The organism is Streptomyces exfoliatus (genome assembly GCF_000725545.1).
Classification (GTDB): Bacteria; Actinomycetota; Actinomycetes; order Streptomycetales; family Streptomycetaceae; genus Streptomyces; species Streptomyces exfoliatus.
In genome coordinates, this window is the sequence record NZ_KL647056.1 from 154,078 (window position 1) to 174,243 (window position 20,166).

At 73.0% G+C, this 20,166-nt stretch carries 16 protein-coding genes; 10 read left to right on the forward strand and 6 right to left on the reverse strand.

The features are described 5' to 3' along the window. Positions 1–89: 89 nt before the first annotated feature. From IO20_RS0135175 to IO20_RS0135185, 3 genes are all read left to right on the forward strand, one after another. Positions 90–1,022 (forward strand): SDR family oxidoreductase, encoded by a 933-nt coding sequence (locus IO20_RS0135175; RefSeq protein ID WP_030549991.1) that lies wholly within the window; start codon positions 90–92, stop codon positions 1,020–1,022. Continuing rightward, on the forward strand, positions 1,019–2,068 hold the full coding sequence (locus IO20_RS0135180; protein WP_030549989.1) for a Zn-dependent alcohol dehydrogenase: 1,050 nt from the start codon (positions 1,019–1,021) through the stop codon (positions 2,066–2,068). The genes IO20_RS0135175 and IO20_RS0135180 overlap by 4 nt, the downstream gene beginning before the upstream one ends. Positions 2,069–2,138: 70 nt before the next feature. Then, the gene (locus IO20_RS0135185) at positions 2,139–3,386 is read left to right on the forward strand and encodes a hypothetical protein (protein ID WP_030549987.1); all 1,248 of its coding nucleotides are present in this window, start codon (positions 2,139–2,141) and stop codon (positions 3,384–3,386) included. On the opposite strand, the gene IO20_RS0135190 is transcribed toward IO20_RS0135185, so the two are convergent. Further along, complete coding sequence (locus tag IO20_RS0135190) at positions 3,338–4,327, reverse strand: GlxA family transcriptional regulator (protein WP_030549985.1); 990 nt, start codon at positions 4,325–4,327, stop codon at positions 3,338–3,340. The genes IO20_RS0135185 and IO20_RS0135190 overlap by 49 nt on opposite strands. 64 nt (positions 4,328–4,391) lie before the next feature. Here IO20_RS0135190 and IO20_RS0135195 point away from each other — a divergent pair, with 64 nt between their 5' ends. Both IO20_RS0135195 and IO20_RS0135200 read left to right on the forward strand, forming a co-directional pair. Next, positions 4,392–5,651 carry an MFS transporter gene (locus IO20_RS0135195; RefSeq protein ID WP_030549983.1) on the forward strand — a complete coding sequence of 420 codons (1,260 nt, stop codon included), beginning with the start codon at positions 4,392–4,394 and terminating at the stop codon, positions 5,649–5,651. Positions 5,652–5,745: 94 nt separating this feature from the next. Further along, positions 5,746–7,074, forward strand: coding sequence for an MFS transporter (locus tag IO20_RS0135200; protein WP_030549981.1), 1,329 nt, complete (start codon positions 5,746–5,748; stop codon positions 7,072–7,074). Here the strand turns inward: IO20_RS0135200 and IO20_RS0135205 are convergent. From IO20_RS0135205 to IO20_RS0135215, 3 genes are read right to left on the reverse strand one after another with little or no spacing between them, the layout of a single operon-like run. Further along, positions 7,071–7,679, reverse strand: coding sequence for a flavin reductase family protein (locus tag IO20_RS0135205; protein ID WP_245685169.1), 609 nt, complete (start codon positions 7,677–7,679; stop codon positions 7,071–7,073). The genes IO20_RS0135200 and IO20_RS0135205 overlap by 4 nt on opposite strands. Positions 7,680–7,732: 53 nt before the next feature. Continuing rightward, a complete protein-coding gene (locus IO20_RS0135210; RefSeq protein WP_030549977.1) occupies positions 7,733–8,521 on the reverse strand; it encodes an enoyl-CoA hydratase/isomerase family protein in 789 nt (262 codons plus the stop codon). Between the two features lie 15 nt (positions 8,522–8,536). After that, a complete protein-coding gene (locus tag IO20_RS0135215) occupies positions 8,537–10,759 on the reverse strand; it encodes an acetate--CoA ligase family protein (RefSeq protein WP_030549974.1) in 2,223 nt (740 codons plus the stop codon). 224 nt (positions 10,760–10,983) lie between these two features. Here IO20_RS0135215 and IO20_RS37995 point away from each other — a divergent pair, with 224 nt between their 5' ends. Beyond that, entirely contained in the window at positions 10,984–12,696 is a 1,713-nt protein-coding gene (locus tag IO20_RS37995; protein ID WP_051874464.1) for a VCBS repeat-containing protein, read from the forward strand. A gap of 64 nt (positions 12,697–12,760) precedes the next feature. Here IO20_RS37995 and IO20_RS0135225 read toward each other — a convergent pair whose 3' ends face one another. Next, on the reverse strand, positions 12,761–13,963 hold the full coding sequence (locus tag IO20_RS0135225) for a flavin-containing monooxygenase (protein ID WP_031127877.1): 1,203 nt from the start codon (positions 13,961–13,963) through the stop codon (positions 12,761–12,763). Positions 13,964–14,134: 171 nt separating this feature from the next. Between IO20_RS0135225 and IO20_RS0135230 the strand changes: the two genes are divergently transcribed. Further along, positions 14,135–14,584 carry a DoxX family membrane protein gene (locus IO20_RS0135230; protein WP_030549969.1) on the forward strand — a complete coding sequence of 150 codons (450 nt, stop codon included), beginning with the start codon at positions 14,135–14,137 and terminating at the stop codon, positions 14,582–14,584. A gap of 58 nt (positions 14,585–14,642) precedes the next feature. After that, positions 14,643–15,050, forward strand: coding sequence for a Zn-ribbon domain-containing OB-fold protein (locus IO20_RS0135235; RefSeq protein ID WP_030549967.1), 408 nt, complete (start codon positions 14,643–14,645; stop codon positions 15,048–15,050). Here the strand turns inward: IO20_RS0135235 and IO20_RS0135240 are convergent. Beyond that, entirely contained in the window at positions 15,039–16,988 is a 1,950-nt protein-coding gene (locus IO20_RS0135240; RefSeq protein WP_245685170.1) for a serine/threonine-protein kinase, read from the reverse strand. The genes IO20_RS0135235 and IO20_RS0135240 overlap by 12 nt on opposite strands. Before the next feature lie 593 nt (positions 16,989–17,581). On the opposite strand from IO20_RS0135240, the gene IO20_RS0135245 reads away from it, so the two are divergent. Together IO20_RS0135245 and IO20_RS0135250 are read left to right on the forward strand one after the other, a co-directional pair. Continuing rightward, positions 17,582–18,790 (forward strand): hypothetical protein, encoded by a 1,209-nt coding sequence (locus tag IO20_RS0135245; RefSeq protein WP_157850878.1) that lies wholly within the window; start codon positions 17,582–17,584, stop codon positions 18,788–18,790. Between the two features lie 71 nt (positions 18,791–18,861). Further along, a complete protein-coding gene (locus IO20_RS0135250) occupies positions 18,862–20,166 on the forward strand; it encodes a hypothetical protein (RefSeq protein ID WP_157850879.1) in 1,305 nt (434 codons plus the stop codon).

Genomic DNA, 20,166 nt, shown 5'->3' on the forward strand with positions numbered 1-20,166 from the left:
GGTCTTGTTTTCCGGTATCTGACGGACCGTAGAATCCTGACGACGAACGAATCTAACGGACCGTCAGAAAGTGACGGAAGGGGCCGGGCGTGGGGAACTTCTTGGCTGGCAAGGTCGTCGCCGTGACGGGCGCGGGACGCGGCATCGGCCGCGCCGTCGCCCTGGCGTGCGCGGCGGAGGGCGCGAAGGTCGTCGTCAACGACTACGGGGTGTCGATCGAGGGCGGCGAACCGACCTCGGAGATCGCGCTGTCCGTCGTGAAGGAGATCGAGGCGGCGGGCGGCGCGGCCGTCGCGGTCGCCGACGACATCTCGACGATGGCGGGCGGACAACGGGTCGTCGACACCGCGCTCGCGGAGTACGGGCGGATCGACGGGGTCGTGTGCGTGGCGGGCATCCTGCGCGAGCGGATGCTCTTCAACATGTCGGAGGAGGAGTGGGACCCGGTCGTCGCCACCCACCTGAAGGGCACGTTCACCGTCTTCAGGGCGGCCTCCGCGGTCATGCGCAAGCAGGGCTCCGGCACCCTGATCGGCTTCACCAGCGGCAACCACCAGGGGTCCGTGGCCCAGGCCAACTACTCCGCCGCGAAGGGCGGGATCATCTCGCTCGTCCGGTCGGCGGCGCTCGGCCTCCACAAGTACGGGGTCACGGCGAACGCGGTGGCGCCGGTGGCGCGTACGCGGATGTCTGCGAACGTCCCCATGGAGCTGAAGGAGATCGGCGAGCCCGAGGACGTGGCGGCCCTCGTCGTCTACCTGCTCTCCGAGCGGGCCAGGGAGGAGCGGATCACCGGCCAGGTGTACACGATCGCGGGCCCCAAGATCGCGGTCTGGGCGCAGCCGAGGGAACTGCGCGCCGGGTACGCGGAGGGCGGCGCCTGGACACCGGAACGGATCGCGGACTTCCTGCCGGGGACGGTGGGGGTGGACCCGATGCCGATGCTGGCACGGCTCGACGAGATGGCCAGGGCGGCGGCGGCAGGGTCGCGCCCCAACACGGTGAAGGGGAACGGCTCATGAGGGGTGTCGTGTTCGACGGCAAGTCCGTGACGGTCGTCGACGACCTGGAGGTACGGGACCCCGGGCCCGGTGAGGTCCTCGTCGGGATCGCCGCCGCCGGTCTCTGCCACAGCGACCTGTCCGTCATCGACGGGACCATCCCGTTCCCCCCGCCCGTCGTCCTCGGACACGAGGGCGCCGGGGTCGTCGAGGCCGTCGGACCCGGCGTCACCCACGTCGTCCCCGGCGACCACGTCGCCCTCTCCACGCTCGCGAACTGCGGCGCGTGCGCCGACTGCGACCGGGGGCGTCCCACGATGTGCCGGAAGGCGATCGGGATGCCGGGGCGGCCGTTCTCACGGGCCGGGCAGCCGCTCCACCAGTTCGCCTCGAACTCCTCGTTCGCGGAGCGGACCGTCGTCAAGGCCGTCCAGGCCGTGAAGATCCCGCGGGACGTCCCGCTCACCTCCGCCGCCCTCATGGGCTGCGGCGTCCTCACCGGCGTCGGGGCCGTGCTCAACCGGGCGAAGGTCGGCCGCGGCGAGACCGTCGTCGTCATCGGCACCGGCGGCATCGGCCTCAACGTCCTCCAGGGCGCCAGGCTCGCGGGCGCCCTGACGATCGTGGCCGTCGACACGAACCCCAGGAAGGAGGCGGTGGCCCGGCGGTTCGGGGCGACGCACTTCCTCGCCTCCACCGACGGCGTACGGGACGTCCTGCCCACCGGCGCCGACCACGTCTTCGAGTGCGTCGGCCACACCGGCCTCGTCCGCACCGCGATCGACCTCCTCGACCGGCACGGCCAGGCGATCCTGCTCGGCATGACCGCCCCGAAGGCGGAGGCGAGCTTCCCGCCGGCGGCGATGTTCCTGGACAAGTCGATCCTGGGCTGCCGCTACGGCTCGTCCCGCCCCCAGAAGGACATCGCGCTGTACGCCGAGCTGTACCGCTCGGGCCGACTGCTCCTCGACGAACTGGTCACCGCCACCTACCCGGTCGAGGACTTCGCCCGGGCCGCCGAGGACGCGGAACGGGGGAAGGTGGCGCGGGGGGTGCTCACTTTCTGAGCCGTACGGGCCCACGAAGCCGTGGAATTTCCCTGGGTGACAGGACCACCTGACCGTTACGGTCATGGCCATGTCCTACCGGGAGCTCGCCACCCGCCCTGTCCTCGTCTGGTGCGCCGTCACCGCCGCCGGGCGGATGCCCGTCGCCATGGCGCCGCTCGCGCTCGTCTTCCTCGTGCGCGAGCGACCCGGCGGGTACTCCCTCGGGGCCGCGCTCGCCGCCGCGTACGTCATCGGGGAGATCGTCGCCGCCCCCGTCCTCGGCATGCGCGTGAACGCGGAGCGCGCCCGGCCGCAGCTCGTCACCGGGCTCACCGTCGGTGCCGTCGGCTTCGCCGGGCTCGGGCTCGCGCCCGGGGCGCATCCCCTCGTCCTCGCCGCGCTCGCGATCGTCGCGGGCGCGGCACCCGCGGCCGTCGCGGGCGGGCTGCGCGCGCTCCTGACGAGCATGGTCCCCGAGCGGGCCGTCACACAGGCGATGAGCATGGAGACGATGCTGACCTTCGGCGTCTGGGCGGCCGCCCCCGCGCTCGCCGCCGGCCTCGCACTCGGCGCCGCCCCCGCCGTACCGCTGCTCCTCATGGCCGTCCTGATGGGCCTGTCGGCGGCCGGAATGCGGCTGCTGCCCGCCGGCTGGGCGGCCGGGCCGCCGGAGGATGGGGTCTCTCCGCGGCGGGCGCTGCTGCGGGCCTGGCCCGTGTACGTCCTCGGGGCCGCCGGGCTCTCGCTGCTCGCGCTCGCCGAACTGATCCTGCCCGCCCTGCTCGAACAGCGCGGGATCGCCCTCGGCTGGGCCGGTCCTCTGCTCGCCGGGTTCTCGATCGGGTCGGCCGCCGGCGCGTTCGTCTACGGCCTGCGGGCGCACTGGCCGGGCCCGCTGCTCGTGCAGTCCGTCGTCCTGGTCCTCGCGGTCACCACGGGAGTCGCCCTCGTCGCCCTCCTGCCCTGGGCCACCGCCATCGGCGCCGTCCTGGTCGTCGCCGGACTCCTCCAGGCCCCCGCCGCGCTCTCCCGCAACCTCGCCCTGCGCCGGCTCCTCCCGCCGTCCGCGCTCGCCGCCGGGTACTCGGTCATGTACGCGGCCGTCGGCGCCGGTTACGCGGCGAGCGGGGCCCTCGCGGGCGGCCTGCTCAAGGTCGTGGCCCCGTCGACCGCGATCCTCTGCGGCGTCGCGCTGACCGTGCTGCTCACGGCGGTCGGCGCGCTGGGGGAGCGGCGGCTGACCCGCCGCACCGAGGAGTCCGAGGAGTCCGAGGAGTCCGAGGTGCTTCAGGAGGCGGACGCGCCCGTCGTGGTGGAGCGGAAGGTGCGCCGGTAGGACGTTGGGGTCACCCCGATCGCGCTCATCAGGTGCGCCCGCAGCGACTGGGCCGTGCCGAAGCCCGCGTCCCGCGCCACCCGGTCGACGGGCAGGCCCGTGGACTCCAGGAGGTGCCGGGCGCGCTCGACGCGCTGCTGGGTGAGCCACTGGCCGGGGCTGACGCCGACCTCGTCACGGAAGCGGCGGGTGAACGTCCGTACGCTCATCGCCTCCTTCTCGGCCAGGTCCCGCAGCTGGATCGGCTCGTGGAGGTGGGCCAGCGCCCAGGCCCGCGCGGCGGTCGTGGTGTGGGTGCCGGACTCCGGCAGGGGCCGCTCGATGTACTGGGCCTGGCCGCCGTCCCGGTGCGGCGGTACGACCGTCCTGCGGGCGACGTCGTTGGCGACCGCCGTGCCGTGGTCGCGGCGCACGATGTGCAGGCACAGGTCGATCCCGGCGGCCACGCCCGCCGAGGTGAGGACGTCGCCGTCGTCGACGAACAGGACGTCGGCGTCGACCCGTACGCGCGGGAACAGGCGCTGGAAGTGCTCGGCGGACGACCAGTGGGTGGTGGCGGGGCGCCCGTCGAGGAAACCGGCGGCGGCGAGCACGTACCCGCCGGTGCAGATGGACACGAGCCGGGTGCCGGGCCGGATGTGGGCGAGGGCGGCGGCCAGCTCGTCGGTGAGCCGGCCCTCGTCGTAGACCGGGCCGAGTTCGTACGAGGCGGGCACGACGACCGTGTCGGCGGTGGCGAGGGCCTCCGGGCCGTGCTCGACGTGCACGGAGAAGTCCGCGTCGGTGGGGACGGGCCCGGCGACCGGGGCGCAGGTGACGATCTCGTAGAGCAGCCGCCCCTCGGCGTCGCGGGCGCGGCCGAAGATGCGGTGCGGGATGCCCAGTTCGAAGGGGAGGAGGCCGGGCAGCGCGAGGACGGCGACGCGGTGGGGCGTGGGCACGGGCGGTGCTCCCTCCGAAAATGAGTGGTGGTGTAGACCAGCTGGCTGGTAGCTCTTCGTCTCCGTGACGGACAACACGTACAAGTCTGAGGCCGCCGAACGGATTCCCGCCCCGCCGGAACCGCCCGCCGAGCCGCCCGCACTGTGGAACCGTAACTTCCGGCTCTTCTTCGTCGCCCGCGCGGTCGCCGTCTTCGGCGAGGGCATGGTCCCGGTCGCCTTCGCCGCCGGACTCCTCGGCGCCGGGCATCCCGGCTCCACCGTCGGCTACGCCCTCGGCGGCTGGACGGCCGCCTTCGCGCTCTTCGTCCTCTTCGGCGGCGTCCTCGCCGACCGGTTCACCGCCCGCCGCATGATGATCCTCGCCGACCTGCTGCGGCTGCCGGGAGCCGCCGTCCTCGCCGTCTCCTTCACCCTCGGCAGCCCGCCCCTGTGGGCCGTCTACACCCTCTCCCTCCTCAGCGGCATGGGCGCCGCCCTCTTCCAGCCCGGCGTCGCCTCCACGATCCCCCGCATCGCCTCCGACGTGCAGCGCGCCAACGCCGTCCTGCGGGTCGCCGAGGCCCTGATGACCATGGCGGGCCCGGCCGCCGCCGGCCTCCTCGTCGCCCTGTGGGACGCGGGCGCCGCGTTCGCCGTCAACGGCGCCACCTTCGCCGTCAGCGCCCTCTGCCTCGCCCTCATGCGGATCGCCCCGATCCCCTCCGACTCCTTGCGGAGCGACTCCCTCGGCGCCGAACTCGTGGGCGGCTGGCACGAGTTCAAGGCCCGGAGCTGGCTCTGGGGAGTCATCGCCATCTGGACGGTGTACGGACTGACCGTCGCGGGCCCCATGGTGCCGCTCACCGCGAGCCTCGTCACCGAGGACCACGGCTCCGCCGCGTACGGCGTCCTCATGGCCGTCAACGGCGTCGGCAGCGCCGTCGGCGGCCTGCTCGCGCTCCGGCTGCGCCCGCGGGCCCCGCTCGCGGCGGGCGCGGTGGCGCTCCTCGGGCTCCCCGTGAACCTCGCCCTGCTCGGCCTCGCCGCGCCCGTGCCCCTGCTCGCCGCCGGCCAGTTCATCGGCGGGACGGCCTTCGCCTTCTGGCTGGTGATGTGGTCGACGGCCGTCCAGACGCACGTACCGCAGGAGGCCCTGAACCGGATGCACGCGTACGACGTGGCCGGCTCGCTCCTGATGATGGGCGTCGGCCGCACCCTGTCGGGGCCGGTGGCGGCGGCGGTCGGCACGGAACAGGTGCTGCTCGCGGGGGCGGGCATCGCGGTACTCGTGGTGGGCGCGCTGCTCGCGGTACGCCCGATCAGGACGTTGCCGAGGCTGTAGCGGCCGCGGGCCTGACAGCCGGTGGCCCGATCCTTTGCAAACCTGTCATCCGGGCCAGTCGTCGGGCCGGGCGGGAGGCGGGAGGCTCGGTGGCATGGCCCAGACAACCGAGAAGCCCGTCGAACCGTCCGACGGCCAGGCGCCCCCACACCTCCTCCGCACGCCCCGCACCCCGCGTATCCACCGCGCCTGGTTCGTCGCGGCGGTCACCTTCGTCACGATCATCGGCGCCGCGGCCTTCGCGTCCCTGCCGGGCCTGCTGATCGAGCCGCTGCACGAGGAGTTCGACTGGTCGCGGGGCACCATCGGCTTCGCCGTCTCGGTGAACCTGGCCCTCTACGGCCTGACCGCCCCCTTCGCCGCCGCCCTCATGGACCGGTTCGGCATCCGCCGGATCGTCGCGGCGGCCCTGACGGTGATCGCCCTCGGCTCGGTCCTCACCGTGTGGATGACGGCCCCCTGGCAGCTGGTCCTCTTCTGGGGCGTCCTCGTCGGCCTGGGCAGCGGCTCCATGGCGCTCGCCTTCGCCGCGACCGTCACCAACCGCTGGTTCGTGGCCCGCAGGGGCCTGGTGACCGGCATCCTCACCGCGGCCGGCGCGTCGGGCCAGCTGGTCTTCCTCCCCCTCCTCTCCTGGCTGGTCGAACACCACGGCTGGCGCCCGGCGGCCGTCACCGTCTCGCTCGCCGCCCTCGCGGTCGTGCCCTTCGTGTGGCTGCTGCTCCGGGACCACCCGGCGGACGTCGGCCTCGCCCCGTACGGCGGTGAGTACGCCGACAAGCCCGCCCCGGTGACGGGCGCGGCCCGCCGCGCGGTCACCGTCCTGTTCAAGGCGGCCCGCACCGGCCCGTTCTGGCTCCTCGCGGGCACGTTCGCGATCTGCGGTGCGTCGACGAACGGCCTGGTCAAGACGCACTTCGTGCCGGCCGCCCACGACCACGGGATGCCGGTGACGGCGGCGGCCGGGCTCCTCGCGGTGATCGGCGTCTTCGACGTCGTCGGCACGATCGCCTCCGGCTGGTTCACGGACCGCTTCGAGGCGCGTCGGCTGCTCGCGGTCTACTACGCGCTCCGCGGGATCTCCCTCCTCTTCCTGCCGATGCTGCTGGCCCCCTCGGTCCACCCCCCGATGCTGTTCTTCATCGTCTTCTACGGCCTGGACTGGGTGGCCACCGTCCCGCCCACGATCGCCCTGTGCCGCGAGCACTACGGCGAGGACTCGGCGATCGTCTTCGGCTGGGTCCTCGCCTCCCACCAGGTGGGCGCGGCGGTGGTCGCCTTCGCGGGCGGCGCGGCCCGGGACGTCTTCGGCTCGTACGACGTCGTCTGGTACGCCTCGGGCGCCCTGTGCGCGGCGGCGGCCCTGATGTCCCTGGTGATCAGACGCCCCCGGACGCAGGGGCTCTCCCTGACCGGAAGCTAGGAGCTGAACCGCCCGAACCGTCCCCGGTGGAAGAGCAGCGGATCGCTGTCCTCCGTCGCGCCGAGGGATTCGACCCGCCCCACCACGATCAGGTGGTCACCGCCCGTGTGCACGGTCGTGATCGTGCAGTCGATCCAGGCGGGCGCCCCCGGCAGGCGGGGGGAGCCGGTCTCCGGGGTCGGGGTCCAGTCCACGCCCGCGAACTTGTCCGCGCCGCTCACCGCGAACGACCGGCACAGTTCGCCCTGGTCGGCGCCGAGGACGTTGACGCAGAAGGTGCCGGCCGCCGCGATCCGCGGCCACGTCGTCGACGTGCGGGCGACCATGAAGGCCACCAGGGGCGGGTCGAGGGAGAGCGAGGCGAAGGACTGGCAGGCGAAGCCCGTCGGGCCGGTCGCGTCGAGGGCGGTCACGATCGTGACGCCGCTCGCGAAGTGGCCGAGGACGCGCCGGAACGCGGCCGGGTCGACGGGTGGTCGCTCGTCCTCCCGTACCGCGCGCAGTACCGGCCGGGGCAGTGGTTCCACGGCCGTCGGCGAACCGGCCGCTCTCAGGTGTCGGACGGCGGTGGCCGCCATCCCCGCGTGTCCCATCACGTCATCCATTGAACCTGACGGGTCGTCAGATAGGAAGCCCTGGGGGCGGTCGACGGCCGAGGTCAGCGCCCCTCGTACCGCGCCTCCCGCCGTTCCACGAAGCTCGCCACCCCCTCCTGCGCGTCCCGCGTCGTCATGTTGAGCTCCTGCGCCACCGCCTCCGCCGCGAAGGCGGTCGCCCGGTCCGTGTCCAGGGACGCGTTCACCAGCTGCTTCGTGAGGGCGAGGGCCCGCGTCGGGCCCTGGGCCAGGCGCTCGGCCCACTCGCGGGCCGTCTTCTCCAGGTCCTCCGCCGGAACGACCCGGTTCACCAGGCCCAGTTCCCGCGCCTCCGCCGCCGACACCCCGTCCCCGAAGAACATCAGCTCCTTCGCCCGCTGCGGCCCGATCAGCCGGGGGAGGAGATACGCCCCGCCCCCGTCCGGGACGAGCCCCCGCCGTACGAACACCTCGACGAACCGCGCCGAGTCCGCCGCGAGCACCAGGTCGCAGGCGAAGGCGAGATGGGCCCCGATCCCCGCCGCCGTCCCGTTCACCGCCGCGATCACCGGCTTCTCGCAGTCCATGACCGCTCCGACGAACCGCTGCGCGCCCAGCCGGATCATCCGGGCCACGTCCCCCGCCACCCGGTCCCCACCTGCCGCGGGCGCACCCCGCAGGTCCGCGCCCGCGCAGAAGCCCCGGCCGGTGGCCGTGACGACGACCGCGCGGACCCCGGGATCGGCGGAGGCCTCGGCGAGGAGGGCGATGATCCGTTCCCGCTGGTCCCAGGTGACCGCGTTCATCGCCTCGGGACGGTTGAGCGTGATCCAGGAGACGCCGTTCCCCACGGCGTGCAGGACCTCGTCCACAGGGGCTCCTCTCGACTATCGGCAGACCGCCAGCGCGTCCAGGGCCACCGCGCCCTGCCCGCGCGGCAGCACCATCAGCGGGTTGATGTCCAGTTCGGCGAGTTCGCCGTCGAGTTCGAGGGCCATCCGCTGCACCCGCAGGACCACTTCGACGAGCGCGTCGACGTCGGCCGGCGGGGCACCCCGTACGCCGTCGAAGAGGGCACGCCCCCGCAGATCGGCGAGCATCGAGCGGGCCTCCTGCTCCCCGAAGGGCGGGACGCGCACGGCCGTGTCGCCGAGGACCTCCACCAGGACCCCGCCCAGACCGACCGTGACCGTAGGCCCGAACAGCTCGTCGCGGGTCACGCCCACCACCATCTCGACCCCGCGCCCGACCATCTGGCAGACGAGGATGCCGTCGAGGTCGATGGACTCGAAGCGGGCGATGTCGGTGAGCTCGCGGTACGCGTCCCGTACCTGGCTGGCGGAGGTCAGTCCGACCTTCACGAGGCCCAGTTCCGTCTTGTGGGCGAGCTGTGCGCCCGAGGCCTTCATCACCACCGGGTAGCCGACGAGCCCGGCGGCGCGGACGGCCGCCGCCGCGCTGGTGACGAGCTGCTCGCGCGGCACCCGTATCCCGTACGCCCGCAGGAGCTGCTTCGCCGCGTGCTCGCTGAGCCGCCGGCCGGGCCGCATGAGGGCCTGGGCCTTGCGGAAGGAGGGGGAGGGGGTGCGGGGCGCCTCGTCGAAGGGGGAGCGGTAGCCGCTGGTGAAGCGGTGGTGGTCGAGATAGGCCTTCACGGCCCCGATGCAGTTGGAGAACGTACGGAAGGTGGCGAGGCGCGAGGAGCCGAGCAGCGTCGTCCGGTAGGCCTCCTCCGTTCCGACGGGGGACCCCCAGACCACGCACACCAGCTTGTCCGTCGCCTCCGCCGCGTCGGCCAGGTCCTGGGCGAGCCGGTCGCTCATGGGCGGGAAGGGGCCGGTGATCGGACAGATCAGCACCCCGACGGAGGGGTCGGCGAGGATCGCGTCGATGATCTTCCGGCCGCGCCAGTCGCCCACGGGGTGTCCGCCGTTGTCGACGGGGTTGGCGACGCTCAGGTACTCCGGTATCCACTGGTGGAGTTCGTCCTGCTTGGCCTGGGGGAGGGTGGGGAGTTCGAGTCCCGCCGCCGTGGCCAGGTCCGCGAAGTGGGCGCCCGTACCGCCGGAGATCGAGTAGACGACGACGCCGTCGGCGACCGGCCGGCGGGCGCGGGCGAGGAGGGTCGCGGTGTCCTGGAGCTGGTCGAGCCCGTCGACCCTGATCACCCCGTACTGGCGCATGGCCGCGTCGACGACCTGGTCGGCGCCGGTGAGCTTGCCGGTGTGGGAGGCGGCGGTACGCGCTCCGGTCTCGGTGCGGCCGACCTTCACGGCGACGACGGGGACGCCCTGGCGGGCGGCCCGGTCGGCGGCGAGGAGGAAGGAGCGGCCGTCCTTGAGTCCTTCGACGTAACAGGCGATGGCGCCGACCTCGGGCCGTCCGGCGAAGTACGAGATGAAGTCGGAGGTCTCCAGGTCGGCCTCGTTGCCGGTGGGCGCCCAGTGGGACAGGCGGACGCCCAGCTCCTGGAGGGTGAAGACGGGCCGCCCCTGGTGGCCGGACTGGGTGATGAGCGCGACGGCGGGCCCTTCGAGGTCCTCGCGGAAGCGTTCGAAGGCGTTGAGGTTGGTGTTGGGGCCGAGGAGCCGGAGCCCGGACTGGCGTACGGCGGCGGCGAGACGTTCCTGCGCGGCGGCGCCGGCCTCGCCGGTCTCGGCGAAGCCGGAGGCGAAGGCGACCGCGAACCGGACTTTGGCGGCGGCCAACTCCTCGATGACCGGCAGCGGGTCGGCGACGAGGAGGACGGCGAGGTCGACGGGTTCGGTGAGGGCGCCGACGGACGGGACGCAGTCGATCCCGAACACGCTGGTACGGGTCGGGTGCACGGGCACGATCCGGGCCCCGACCCGCTCGGCCCAGGCGAGCAGCTGCCGGGTGATGCCGGTGTTGGGCCGCCCCTCGGTGTCGGAGGCGCCGACGACGGCGACGGACTCGGGCCGGAAGAACCGGTCGAGGTCGGGTACGGGCGCGTACAGCGGGCGCCCGCTGACGTCCTGGTCGCCGGGGGCGGCGGTGACGCCGTGCACGACGACCGGGGGTGCCTCGCCGCAGGCGACCACGCGGGCGCGGAGACCGGTGGTGAACGTGCCGTGAGTCGATCCAAGCATGTGTTCCGCCCGCCCTTCACCCATCCGTATACAGCTGACGCCCAGTCAGATTACAGAACTGACGGCCAGTCAGGAATGGGTGCGCGGCGGTCCGTGCCAGAACGGATCCTTCGGGCAGCGGCGGAACGATCCCCGACCTCGTACAACCATTCGAGGGGGAGGCGTGTCTCACCTCTCGGACGACATGCCCCAAACGTCCGACGACCACCACCCAGGGAGATCACGTGACCCGCTCCACCCGCACCCGGGGGCGCCGCCGCGCCCTCGGCACCGCCCTGGCCGTCCTCGCCTCCTCCGCCGCCCTCGCGGCGGTCACGGGGACCCCTGCCCAGGCCGCCGGGGACGCGCCGAAGCCCCGGGTGGTCTTCACCGAGTACACGTACGTCGACGGCGTCCGTACCCCAGGCACCATCGTCACGGTCAACACCGACGGCACCGACCGGCGTGTGCTCGTGCCCACCGGCGGGGGTCTGACGACCACGGCCGCGATCTCCGGCGTCGCCTTCTCGCCCGACGGTCTGCGCATGGCCTTCCTCACCAGCGCCAGCGCCCTCTGGGTCGCGGACGCCGACGGCAGGAACGCCCGCGTGGTCCGCAAAACCCTCATAGAACCCGATGTCCGGCCCGACAGCCTCGACTGGACCGCCGACGGCCGGCAGGTCGTCGTGAGCTACGTGCCCAGGCCCGGGAGCGACGACAGCATCCACGACCATCTCTCCGTCTATCGCGTCGACATCGCCAGCGGCGACGTCCACAGCGCCCTCCCCGACAGCGGGGTCAGTCAGGCGGACGTGGCCTGGGACGGGAAGATCACCTTCGTGAAGGGCTTTAGGAGCGACTCCAAGGTCTACCTCTGGGACCCGCGCGTCGGCGGCGAGCCGAAGCTCATCGCCCCGGGCGTGAACCCGAGGTTCTCGCCGGACGGCGAGCGGATCTCCTTCGCGGGCGGCGCCGAGGGGTGGGAACCGCGCGCCCACGTCCTCGACACCGGCAGTGAGTACGAGCTGACCCCGGGCGAGGGCGGGTGGTTCGGCGCCGAGTGGTCCCCGGACGGCAGTCAGATCGCCTACACCGCCGGCGGGGCAGTCGTCAGGAGCGCGAGCACGCCCGACGGCGCCCGCACGGTCCTCTCGGCGCCCGGCACCTACGTCGACGACATCTCCTGGATCGCCCCGCGCGGCTGGAGCCCCCGGGGCACCTTCCGCCACGACTTCACCGGCGACGGCCGCCCCGACGTCCTCGCCCAGGACGCCGCCGGTGCCCTCTGGCGCTACGACGGGAACGGCGCGGGCGGCCTGAAGGCCCGGGTCAAGATCGGGTGGGGCTGGACCGGGTACCGCTTCACGGTGGCCGGCGACCTCAGTGCTGACGGCATCCCCGACGTCGTCGCCCAGGACACCGCGGGCAATCTCTGGCGGGTCGACGGGAACGGGGCCGGCGGCCTCCGGCCGAAGGTGAAGATCGGCTGGGGCTGGCAGGGGCTGAAGCTCTCCGGCGTCGGCGACCTCGACACCGGCGCCCTCCCGGCCGACGGCTTCTCGGACCTCCTCGCCATCGACGGCAAGGGCGACCTGTGGCTGTACGGCGGGGACGGTCGCGGTGGCCTCAAGCCGCGCGTCAACCACGGCATCTCCTACGGGGGCTACCGGGTGACCGGCGTGGGCGCCCTCTCCGGGACCGGCGACCAGTCCTACCTCGGGCAGAAGTACGACGGTGAGCTGCGCCGCTACGACAACGTCGAGGGAGTCACGAAGATCGGCTGGGGCTGGAAGGACCTGACCCTGACCGGCGTCGGCGACCTGACCGGCGACGGGGTTCCCGACGTGCTCGCCCGCGACACCTCCGGTGTCCTGTGGCGGTACGACGGTGACGGCGCGGGCGGCCTGAAGACGCGCGTGAAGATCGGCTGGGGCTGGAACGGCCTCTCCACGTTCTGATCCCGTTCCCCCCGGGATCAGCAGGCGCCCCGCTCCCATTCCCCTGGGGGGCGGGGCGCCGTCGTCAGCCGCGGGACGCGATCGCGCTCGGCCTCGCCGCCGACTTCGCCGCCGTCCGTTCGGCCCTCGCGACCCGGCGCGCGATCTTCTCCGCGTCGATCGCCAGTTCCCGCAGCATCCCGCTGATCGGGTTCGTGAACCCCGTGAAGTACAGCCCGGGCGCCTCGCGCGGGCAGCGCGCGCCGTGCGCCACCGGGCGTCCGTGCTCGTCGAGCACGCCGTCCAGGTGCCCGAGCAGCGGTTCCAGGGCCCGCCGGTAACCGGTGGCGGCGATGACGGCCTCCGGGGCGATGCGGGTGCCGTCCGCGAGGAGCACCTCGTCGCCCTCGAAGCCCTCGACGGCGGCCACGATCTCGACCTTCCCGGCCCGCACCGCGTCGATCAGGCCCACGTCCTGCACCGGGACCGCGCCTTCGCGCTGGCGCGTGGCGATACCCGTGTCCGGGCGGGGCAGCCCGTACGCCGTCAGGTCCGGCGTGGCGAACCTGGCGAGGAGCGCGCCGAGGCGGTCCACCAGACGGGCCGGCAGCCGCCTGATCAGGATGCCGGAGCGCTGGGCGGGCCAGCCGGCCGTCGTGCGCTTCACGATGTGCGGGACCGTCCGCACCGCGAGCCGGACCCGCTTCGCGCCCCCTTCGGCGAGGTCGGCGGCGATCTCGGCGCCGGTGTTGCCGATGCCGACGACGAGGACGTCCTTCCCGGCGTACGGCTGCGGGTTGCGGTAGGACCGGGCGTGGTTCAGCTCGCCCCGGTAGGCGTCGCGGCCCGGCCAGTCGGGCAGGCGCGGGGTGTGGTTGTAGCCGGTGGCCACGACGACCGCGCTCGCGACGAGCCGCCGGCCGCCGGTCGCGTGCAGGACCCACTCCGTGCCCGTCCGCTCGACGCGGTGGACCTCGACGCCCGTCACGACGTCGAGTTCGTGTTCCTCGGCGTACTTCTCCAGGTACCGCACCACGTCGGCGCGGGCGACCCAGCGCCCGAAGGAGCGGGGTATCCGCAGTCCCGGGAGGGCGGAGAGGCGGCGGGTGGTGTGCAGCCGGAGCCGGTCGTAGTGGGTGCGCCAGGAGGCGCCGACGGCGTCGGACTTCTCCAGGACGACGGCCCGGACGCCGCGCCCGCGCAGGGCGGCGGCGACGGCGAGCCCGCCGGGGCCGCCGCCGATGACGTACACGGGGTGGAGGGTGGGTTGCTGGGGGGTGGTGGCCATGAATGCTGAGCGTAATGACGTGTACACGTAGTGGGTCTCGACCGAGAGGGATTTCGGTTGCGAATCGGTCACGCGTGCCCGATCTCCGCGTACCAGCCCCTTGCGCGGGGGCGGGGGGTGCGCTGAACTGACGTACCGTCAGATCCGACCCGGTCCGTCGAGGGGACGCGCATGCAGACCATCTGGCTCACCGGCGCCGAATGGCTCGCCGTCCTCCGCATCGGCCTCGGCCTGTGGTGGCTGGAGAGCTGGCGCCACAAGGACAGGAAGGGCTGGTTCGAACGCGGCACCGGCATCGCCTGGGCCGCCGACGTCGCCGCCAAGCACCGGTGGCCCCAGGTCGGGAAGGGCTTCGAGACCGTCGTCGCGCCCCGCCCCAAGCTCATGGCGTACGTCGTCGTCTACGCCGAACTCGCGATCGGCCTCGGCCTGGTCGCCGGCTTCCTCACCCCCGTCGCCCTCGCCGGCGGCCTCCTCCTCAACCTCCTCTACCTCGTCCTGATGATCCACGACTGGGCCGAGCAGGGGCAGAACGCGATGATGGCGCTGATCTCCCTCGTCGCGCTCCTCGCCATGTCCTGGCAGACCTGGTCCCTCGACTCGGCGATCGGACTCTTCTGATGACGGCGACGGACCGTGGCGACCGGTCGGTTCCGACGACGGCGACCGGACCGCTCCGATGACGGCCGCCGACCCCGACATCGACGCCTTCACGCGCCCGTACTGGGACGCCGCAGCCGAAGGACAACTGCTCCTGCGTCACTGCGCGACCTGCGACAGGACCCACCACTACCCGCGCGAGTTCTGCCCGCACTGCTGGAGCGAGGACGTCCGCTGGGAGCGGGCGAGCGGCCGGGCCACCCTCTACACCTGGTCGGTCGTCCACCGGAACGACCTCCCGCCCTTCGGCGAACGCGTCCCGTACGTCGCCGCCGTCGTCGACCTGGCCGAGGGCCCGCGCATGATGACCGAGGTCGTGGGCGTGCCGGAGGGTGACCTCCGGATCGGAATGGAACTGGAGGTCGCCTTCCGGGCGGAGGGGAAGGTCACGGTCCCGGTCTTCGGCCGCCCGCGCTCAGATGGCTGAGATGTTCCGCCAGAGGTGCGCGCGGTCGCTCGGGTTGCAGGTGTACGTCATCGCGAACGGCGGTCCGGTGATCAGGCAGTAGCCGCTGTTCACGTTCTTGATGGTCCGCCCGGCGGACGTCGACGTGCCGATCTTCCACGACTGGACACTGGACCCGTTGCAGGCGGCGACGGTGACGGTGGAGCTCGACGGCTGCAGGCACTTCCCGGAGATCTTGCTGATGAGGCGGAAGGTGCCGTTCGCGCCGGGGGAGTAGGTCCAGGAGTAGGCGAGGTAGCCGCCGTTGGTGGGCTTGGAACCGCACGCGTAGGTGTCGACGAGCACGGCGTAGCCCGCGTCGTTCTCCGCCAGGCACTCGCCGTTGGAGACGTTCTCCAGGGAGTACGTCCCCGAGGGCGCCGAGCCGCCGGAGGAGGGCGGCGGAGTCGTGGGCCGCTGGGTCGTCGGCTGGGGTGCGGGAGGGGCCGTCGTGCCGCCGCCGGAGGGGGCTGTGGTGGTCGAACCGCCGCCGGAACCACTGCCGGAGCCGCTGCCCGACCCGCTGCCGGAACCACTCCCGGAACCACTCCCCGAGGCGCTGCCGGACCCGCTGCCGGACCCGCCCCCCGCCCCGCCGGGCACGGTGCCGGTGCCGCCGGCGCCACCACCGGCGCCACCACCGGCGCCACCACCGGCGCCACCACCGCCGTCGGCGGGCGGGGGCGGTGCGCCCGGGGAGGAGCCCGGCGGCTTGGACGACGGGGACTTGGGGCCGCCCGGGGTCTGCGAGGACGGCGAACCGGACGCGCCCGCCGACGGTACGTTCGCCGGCTGCGAGGCCACCGTGGACGGGGGTGCGGCGGACGACCCCGGGCCCGCGCCGAGCCGGCCGATCTCGTACGGGCCGAGGGCGACGGTCAGGGTGGTGCCGGTCGCCACGACGACGGGCACGGCGAGCATGACGAAACGGTTCCGCCGCCCCTCCCGCTTGCCGGGCGCCGCCTGCCCCGTGACGGCCAGGGGGTCGGGCGAGGCGGTCGCGGGCTCCCGGCCGCCCTGCGGGGTGAGGGAGGCCGTCGCCACGTCCTGCGCGGGCTCGGTCTTCTCCAGCTCGGCGAGCTGCTCGGCCGTGGGCGCCCCGGCCGCGAACGTCGCCCGCTCGCCGATTCGCTCGGTGACCTTCGCCGGCCAGACGGCCCCGGCCGCGCGCTCCTCGGTGAGTCCGACCAGCTCGTCGGCGGTCGGACGATCCGCGGGATCCTTGGCGAAACACTTCTGTACGAGCTCCGCGAGCTCGGGATCGGCCTCGGTGAGGCGCCCGAAGTCAGGCTCGCCGTGGACGACCCGGTAGAGGAGGTCGGGACCGGAGCCGTCGCCGAACGGAGGCCGGCCGTTCGCCGCGTAGAGGAGCAGGCTGCCGAGGGCGAAGACGTCGGCGGCACCGGTCAGTTGCCGCTCGGCGACGGCCTGCTCGGGGGCCATGTAGGCCGGGGTGCCGATGACCATGCCGGTCCTGGTCAGACGGCTCTGGTCGGCGGCGCGGGCCACGCCGAAGTCGATGAGGGAGAGACCGGAGGAGGTCAGCATGACGTTGGACGGCTTGAGGTCACGGTGCACCATGTCGGCGCCGTGCACCACGCGCAGCCCGGCCGCCGCCTCGCGCAGGAGCCGCCACAGGGCCTCGCCGGTCAGCGGACCGCCGTTCAGCCGGATGGCCTCGCTGAGCGTGATGCCCGGTATGAACTCGGTGGCGAACCAGGGCGGCTTGGCCGTGCGGTCGCTGGCGAGGAGCTTGGTGTTGGCCCCGCCGGGCAGCCGGGCGAGGTTGTCGAGCTCGTGCCCGAAGTGACTCAGGAAGTCGGCGTCCTCGGCGAGCACGGGCAGCACCCGCTTCACCGCCGCGAACTTCCCGGGCACGGCGCCGAGATAGACCCGCCCCATGCCGCCGGACCCGAGCACGCCGAGCAGTCTGAACGCACCGATCTGCCGGGGGTCACCCGACTCGAGCGGCATCGCCCCGCTGCCGCTCAGACTTTCCAGACTGGAATTGTTTTCCGGTTCCCCCTGCATGGCCGACACAGTAGCGGAGGGGATGAACGATCTGAATGGCGGCCAAGTGCGCTGTGCTAAGGCCCGGTTGGAGCGAGGCGCGTGGGGTGGGGCGGCTACGCGGGTGTCGGGTGCGGCCGCCCTCTTTCCGAGTGTGGCGGCCGGGGGCGTGGCCACGCGGTAGCCCCGGGCAGCGGTCGGGGGCGTGGCCACGCGGTAGCCCCACCCACCGGCGTCAGGCGCACGCGCAGCCCCCGCCGCTGCCCGGGGCTTCGCGTGACCCGGTCCCACCCGCACTCGCTCGACACCGCCACCCACCGCACCTCGGAGACCTTCCGCACAACCATTCGCCCCCTCCGAAGGTCAAAGACGCGAACTACCGAACCAAATCGGAAGAATTCCTGGGGGGATTCGTGGCACATACGCGTGCGGCTCTGGCGATCGCGACGGTACTGGCCGTCGGTGTGGCCCCTGCGGTACTGGGAGGCACGGCGACCGCTGCCGTGTCTCTGAGCGCCGGGGCGGCGACCGCGAGCACGACCGGAACCGTTGTCCAGGAAGGCGGCCCGCTCGTCGTGCCCTCCGGCGAGGAGGGAGCGGTGACGACCCGGATCACGGTCACGCTCCCCACGGGCCATACGGGCCCCGTCAAGGCGCGGCTGCTCCTGCCGACGCCGACATGGGAGCTTCCCGACTTCGACACACCGGCCTACGAACCCGTCACCCCGACCTGCTCCGTCAACGGCGGTGCCTTCTGGTCCTGTCCGTGGGACAGCCCGGGCAACGAGGTCCGGTTCGCGGCCGTCGAGGCCGCGACGACCATCACCTACGACGTCCGGGTCGACGCCGACAGCCGTGCCGCCGTGATGGGAAACCTGACGGCCACCTTCGAAGTGACCGACGGGGCCGGGACCGTCATCGGGAGCGGACCCGTCACCTTCCAGTTCGTCAAGGGCACCCCCGAGAACTACCGGCGGACCACGGTCCTCGCCCGCGACAAGGCCGGCGTGCTCTGGCAGTACCCCAGCTCGGGCCGTGACGACAAGCCGCTCAGGGCGCGCCAGCGCATCGGCGGCGGCTGGAACATCTACACCTCGATCACGTCCCTCACCTACCGGACGGCAGCGGGCGAGGGGAACCTCGTCGCCCGAGACAAGGCCGGTGTCCTCTGGTACTACCAGGGCTCCGGAGACCCGGCCGCCCCATTCAAGCCGCGCGTGCGGGTGGGCGGCGGCTGGAACACGTACACCGCGATCACCGGACGCAACGGCGGTCTCGTGGCCCGGGACAGGGACGGAGTGCTCTGGGACTACTGGCCGACCCACGCGGAGAACAGCTCCGAGATCTTCGCACCGCGCCGACGGGTGGGCGGCGGCTGGAACCAGTACACCGCCCTCGCGGGCCAGGGCAGTGGCTACAACGCCGTGGCGCGTGACGCGGGCGGCGTGCTCTGGTCGTACGGGTACGCGTTCGAGAACGGCACGGGGCCGTACTCGCCGCGCGGGAGGGTCGGCGGCGGCTGGAACGCCTACAACACCATCGCCTGGGCTCAGAACCTCAACAGCACCGGCCACGCCGACGACCTCCTCGCCCGGGACAAGACAGGCCACCTCTGGCTCTACGAAACCGTGGACACCAACACGGGCCGGGTCCCGCTCCCGACGCGCAAGGAGATCGGCTGGGGCTGGGACATCTACGACGCCATCCTCTGACCCGGTCCGACAAGCAACTCTCAGGAAGAAGACCGAACGTGAAGCGCACGCGCACACGCATACGCACGCGCATGGCTCTGGTCATCGCGACCGCTCTGGCAGCCGGTGTCGCCCCCGCCGCCCTGGGAGGGGCGACGGCCCTCGCCGAGACTCCCCAGGCCGCCGGCCCGGCGAGCACGAGCACGGGCACGGGCACGCCCGGAACCGTCGTCCAGGAGGGCGGCCCGCTGGTCGTGCCCTCGGGCGAGGAGGTGGTGACCACTCGGGTCACCGTCACTCTCCCGGCGGACGCGAGCGGCCCCGTGAAGGCGCGGCTTCTCCTGCCGATCACCTATGAGTTCGCGGGTGACGCGTGGGACTTCCAGGACGACATCAAGGCGACCTGCTCGGTCAACGGCGGTGCCTACCAGCCCTGCCCCTGGCTGCAGCCGGTCGAAGGGGTCAACCAGGGCCCGTACGTGGCCACGATGCCCGTCACCGAGGCCGCGACCACCCTCACCTACGACATCCGCATCGAGTCGGGCATCGGCGCACGCCGGCACGGTGACGTCAACGGCACCCTCGAAGTGGGCGCGGGCGGGGCCCCCGACCTCGCGAGCGGGCCCGTGGTCTTCCAGTTCGCCCGGAACACCCCGGCGGCCAACCTGCGGACGACCGTCCTCGCCCGTGACAAGGCGGGCGTGCTCTGGCAGTACGAGAGCACCGGCCTCCACGAGAAGCCGCTCAAGGCGCGCGAGCGCATCGGCGGCGGCTGGAACATCTACACGTCGATCACTCCCCTCGGAGAGCGGACGGCGGCGGGCGAGGGCAGCCTCGTCGCCCGGGACAAGTACGGGGTCCTCTGGCACTACCAGGGCTCCGGAAACCCGGACGCCCCCTTCAAGCCGCGCGTGCGGGTCGGTGGCGGCTGGAACACGTACACCGCGATCAGCCCCCGGGGTTGGAATGGCCTCATGGCCCGGGACAGGGACGGGGTCCTCTGGCGCTACCGTCCGAGCTACGTGTCCCCTTCAGCGCCCTTCCAGCAGCGCGAGCGCATCGGCGGCGGCTGGAACGCGTACAGCGCCATAGTGGGCCGGACCCTCGGCGACGGCGTCGTGACGCGCGACACGGCCGGAGTGCTCTGGTCGCACGATCCCTCCTGGCAGGGCTCGGGCTTCATGCCGAGGGTGCGCCTGGGCGGTGGCTGGAACGCCTACGACCGCATCGCCTACGCCCGGAACCTCGCCGGCTCCCGCTACGGCGACTACCTCGCCCGCGACAAGGAAGGCCGTCTCTGGTTCTACGAAGGCCTCACCCGCAGCGGCAACCTCGTCCCGTCGCCGACCCGCAGGCAGATCGGCTGGGGCTGGGGGATCTACGACGCCATCCTCTGA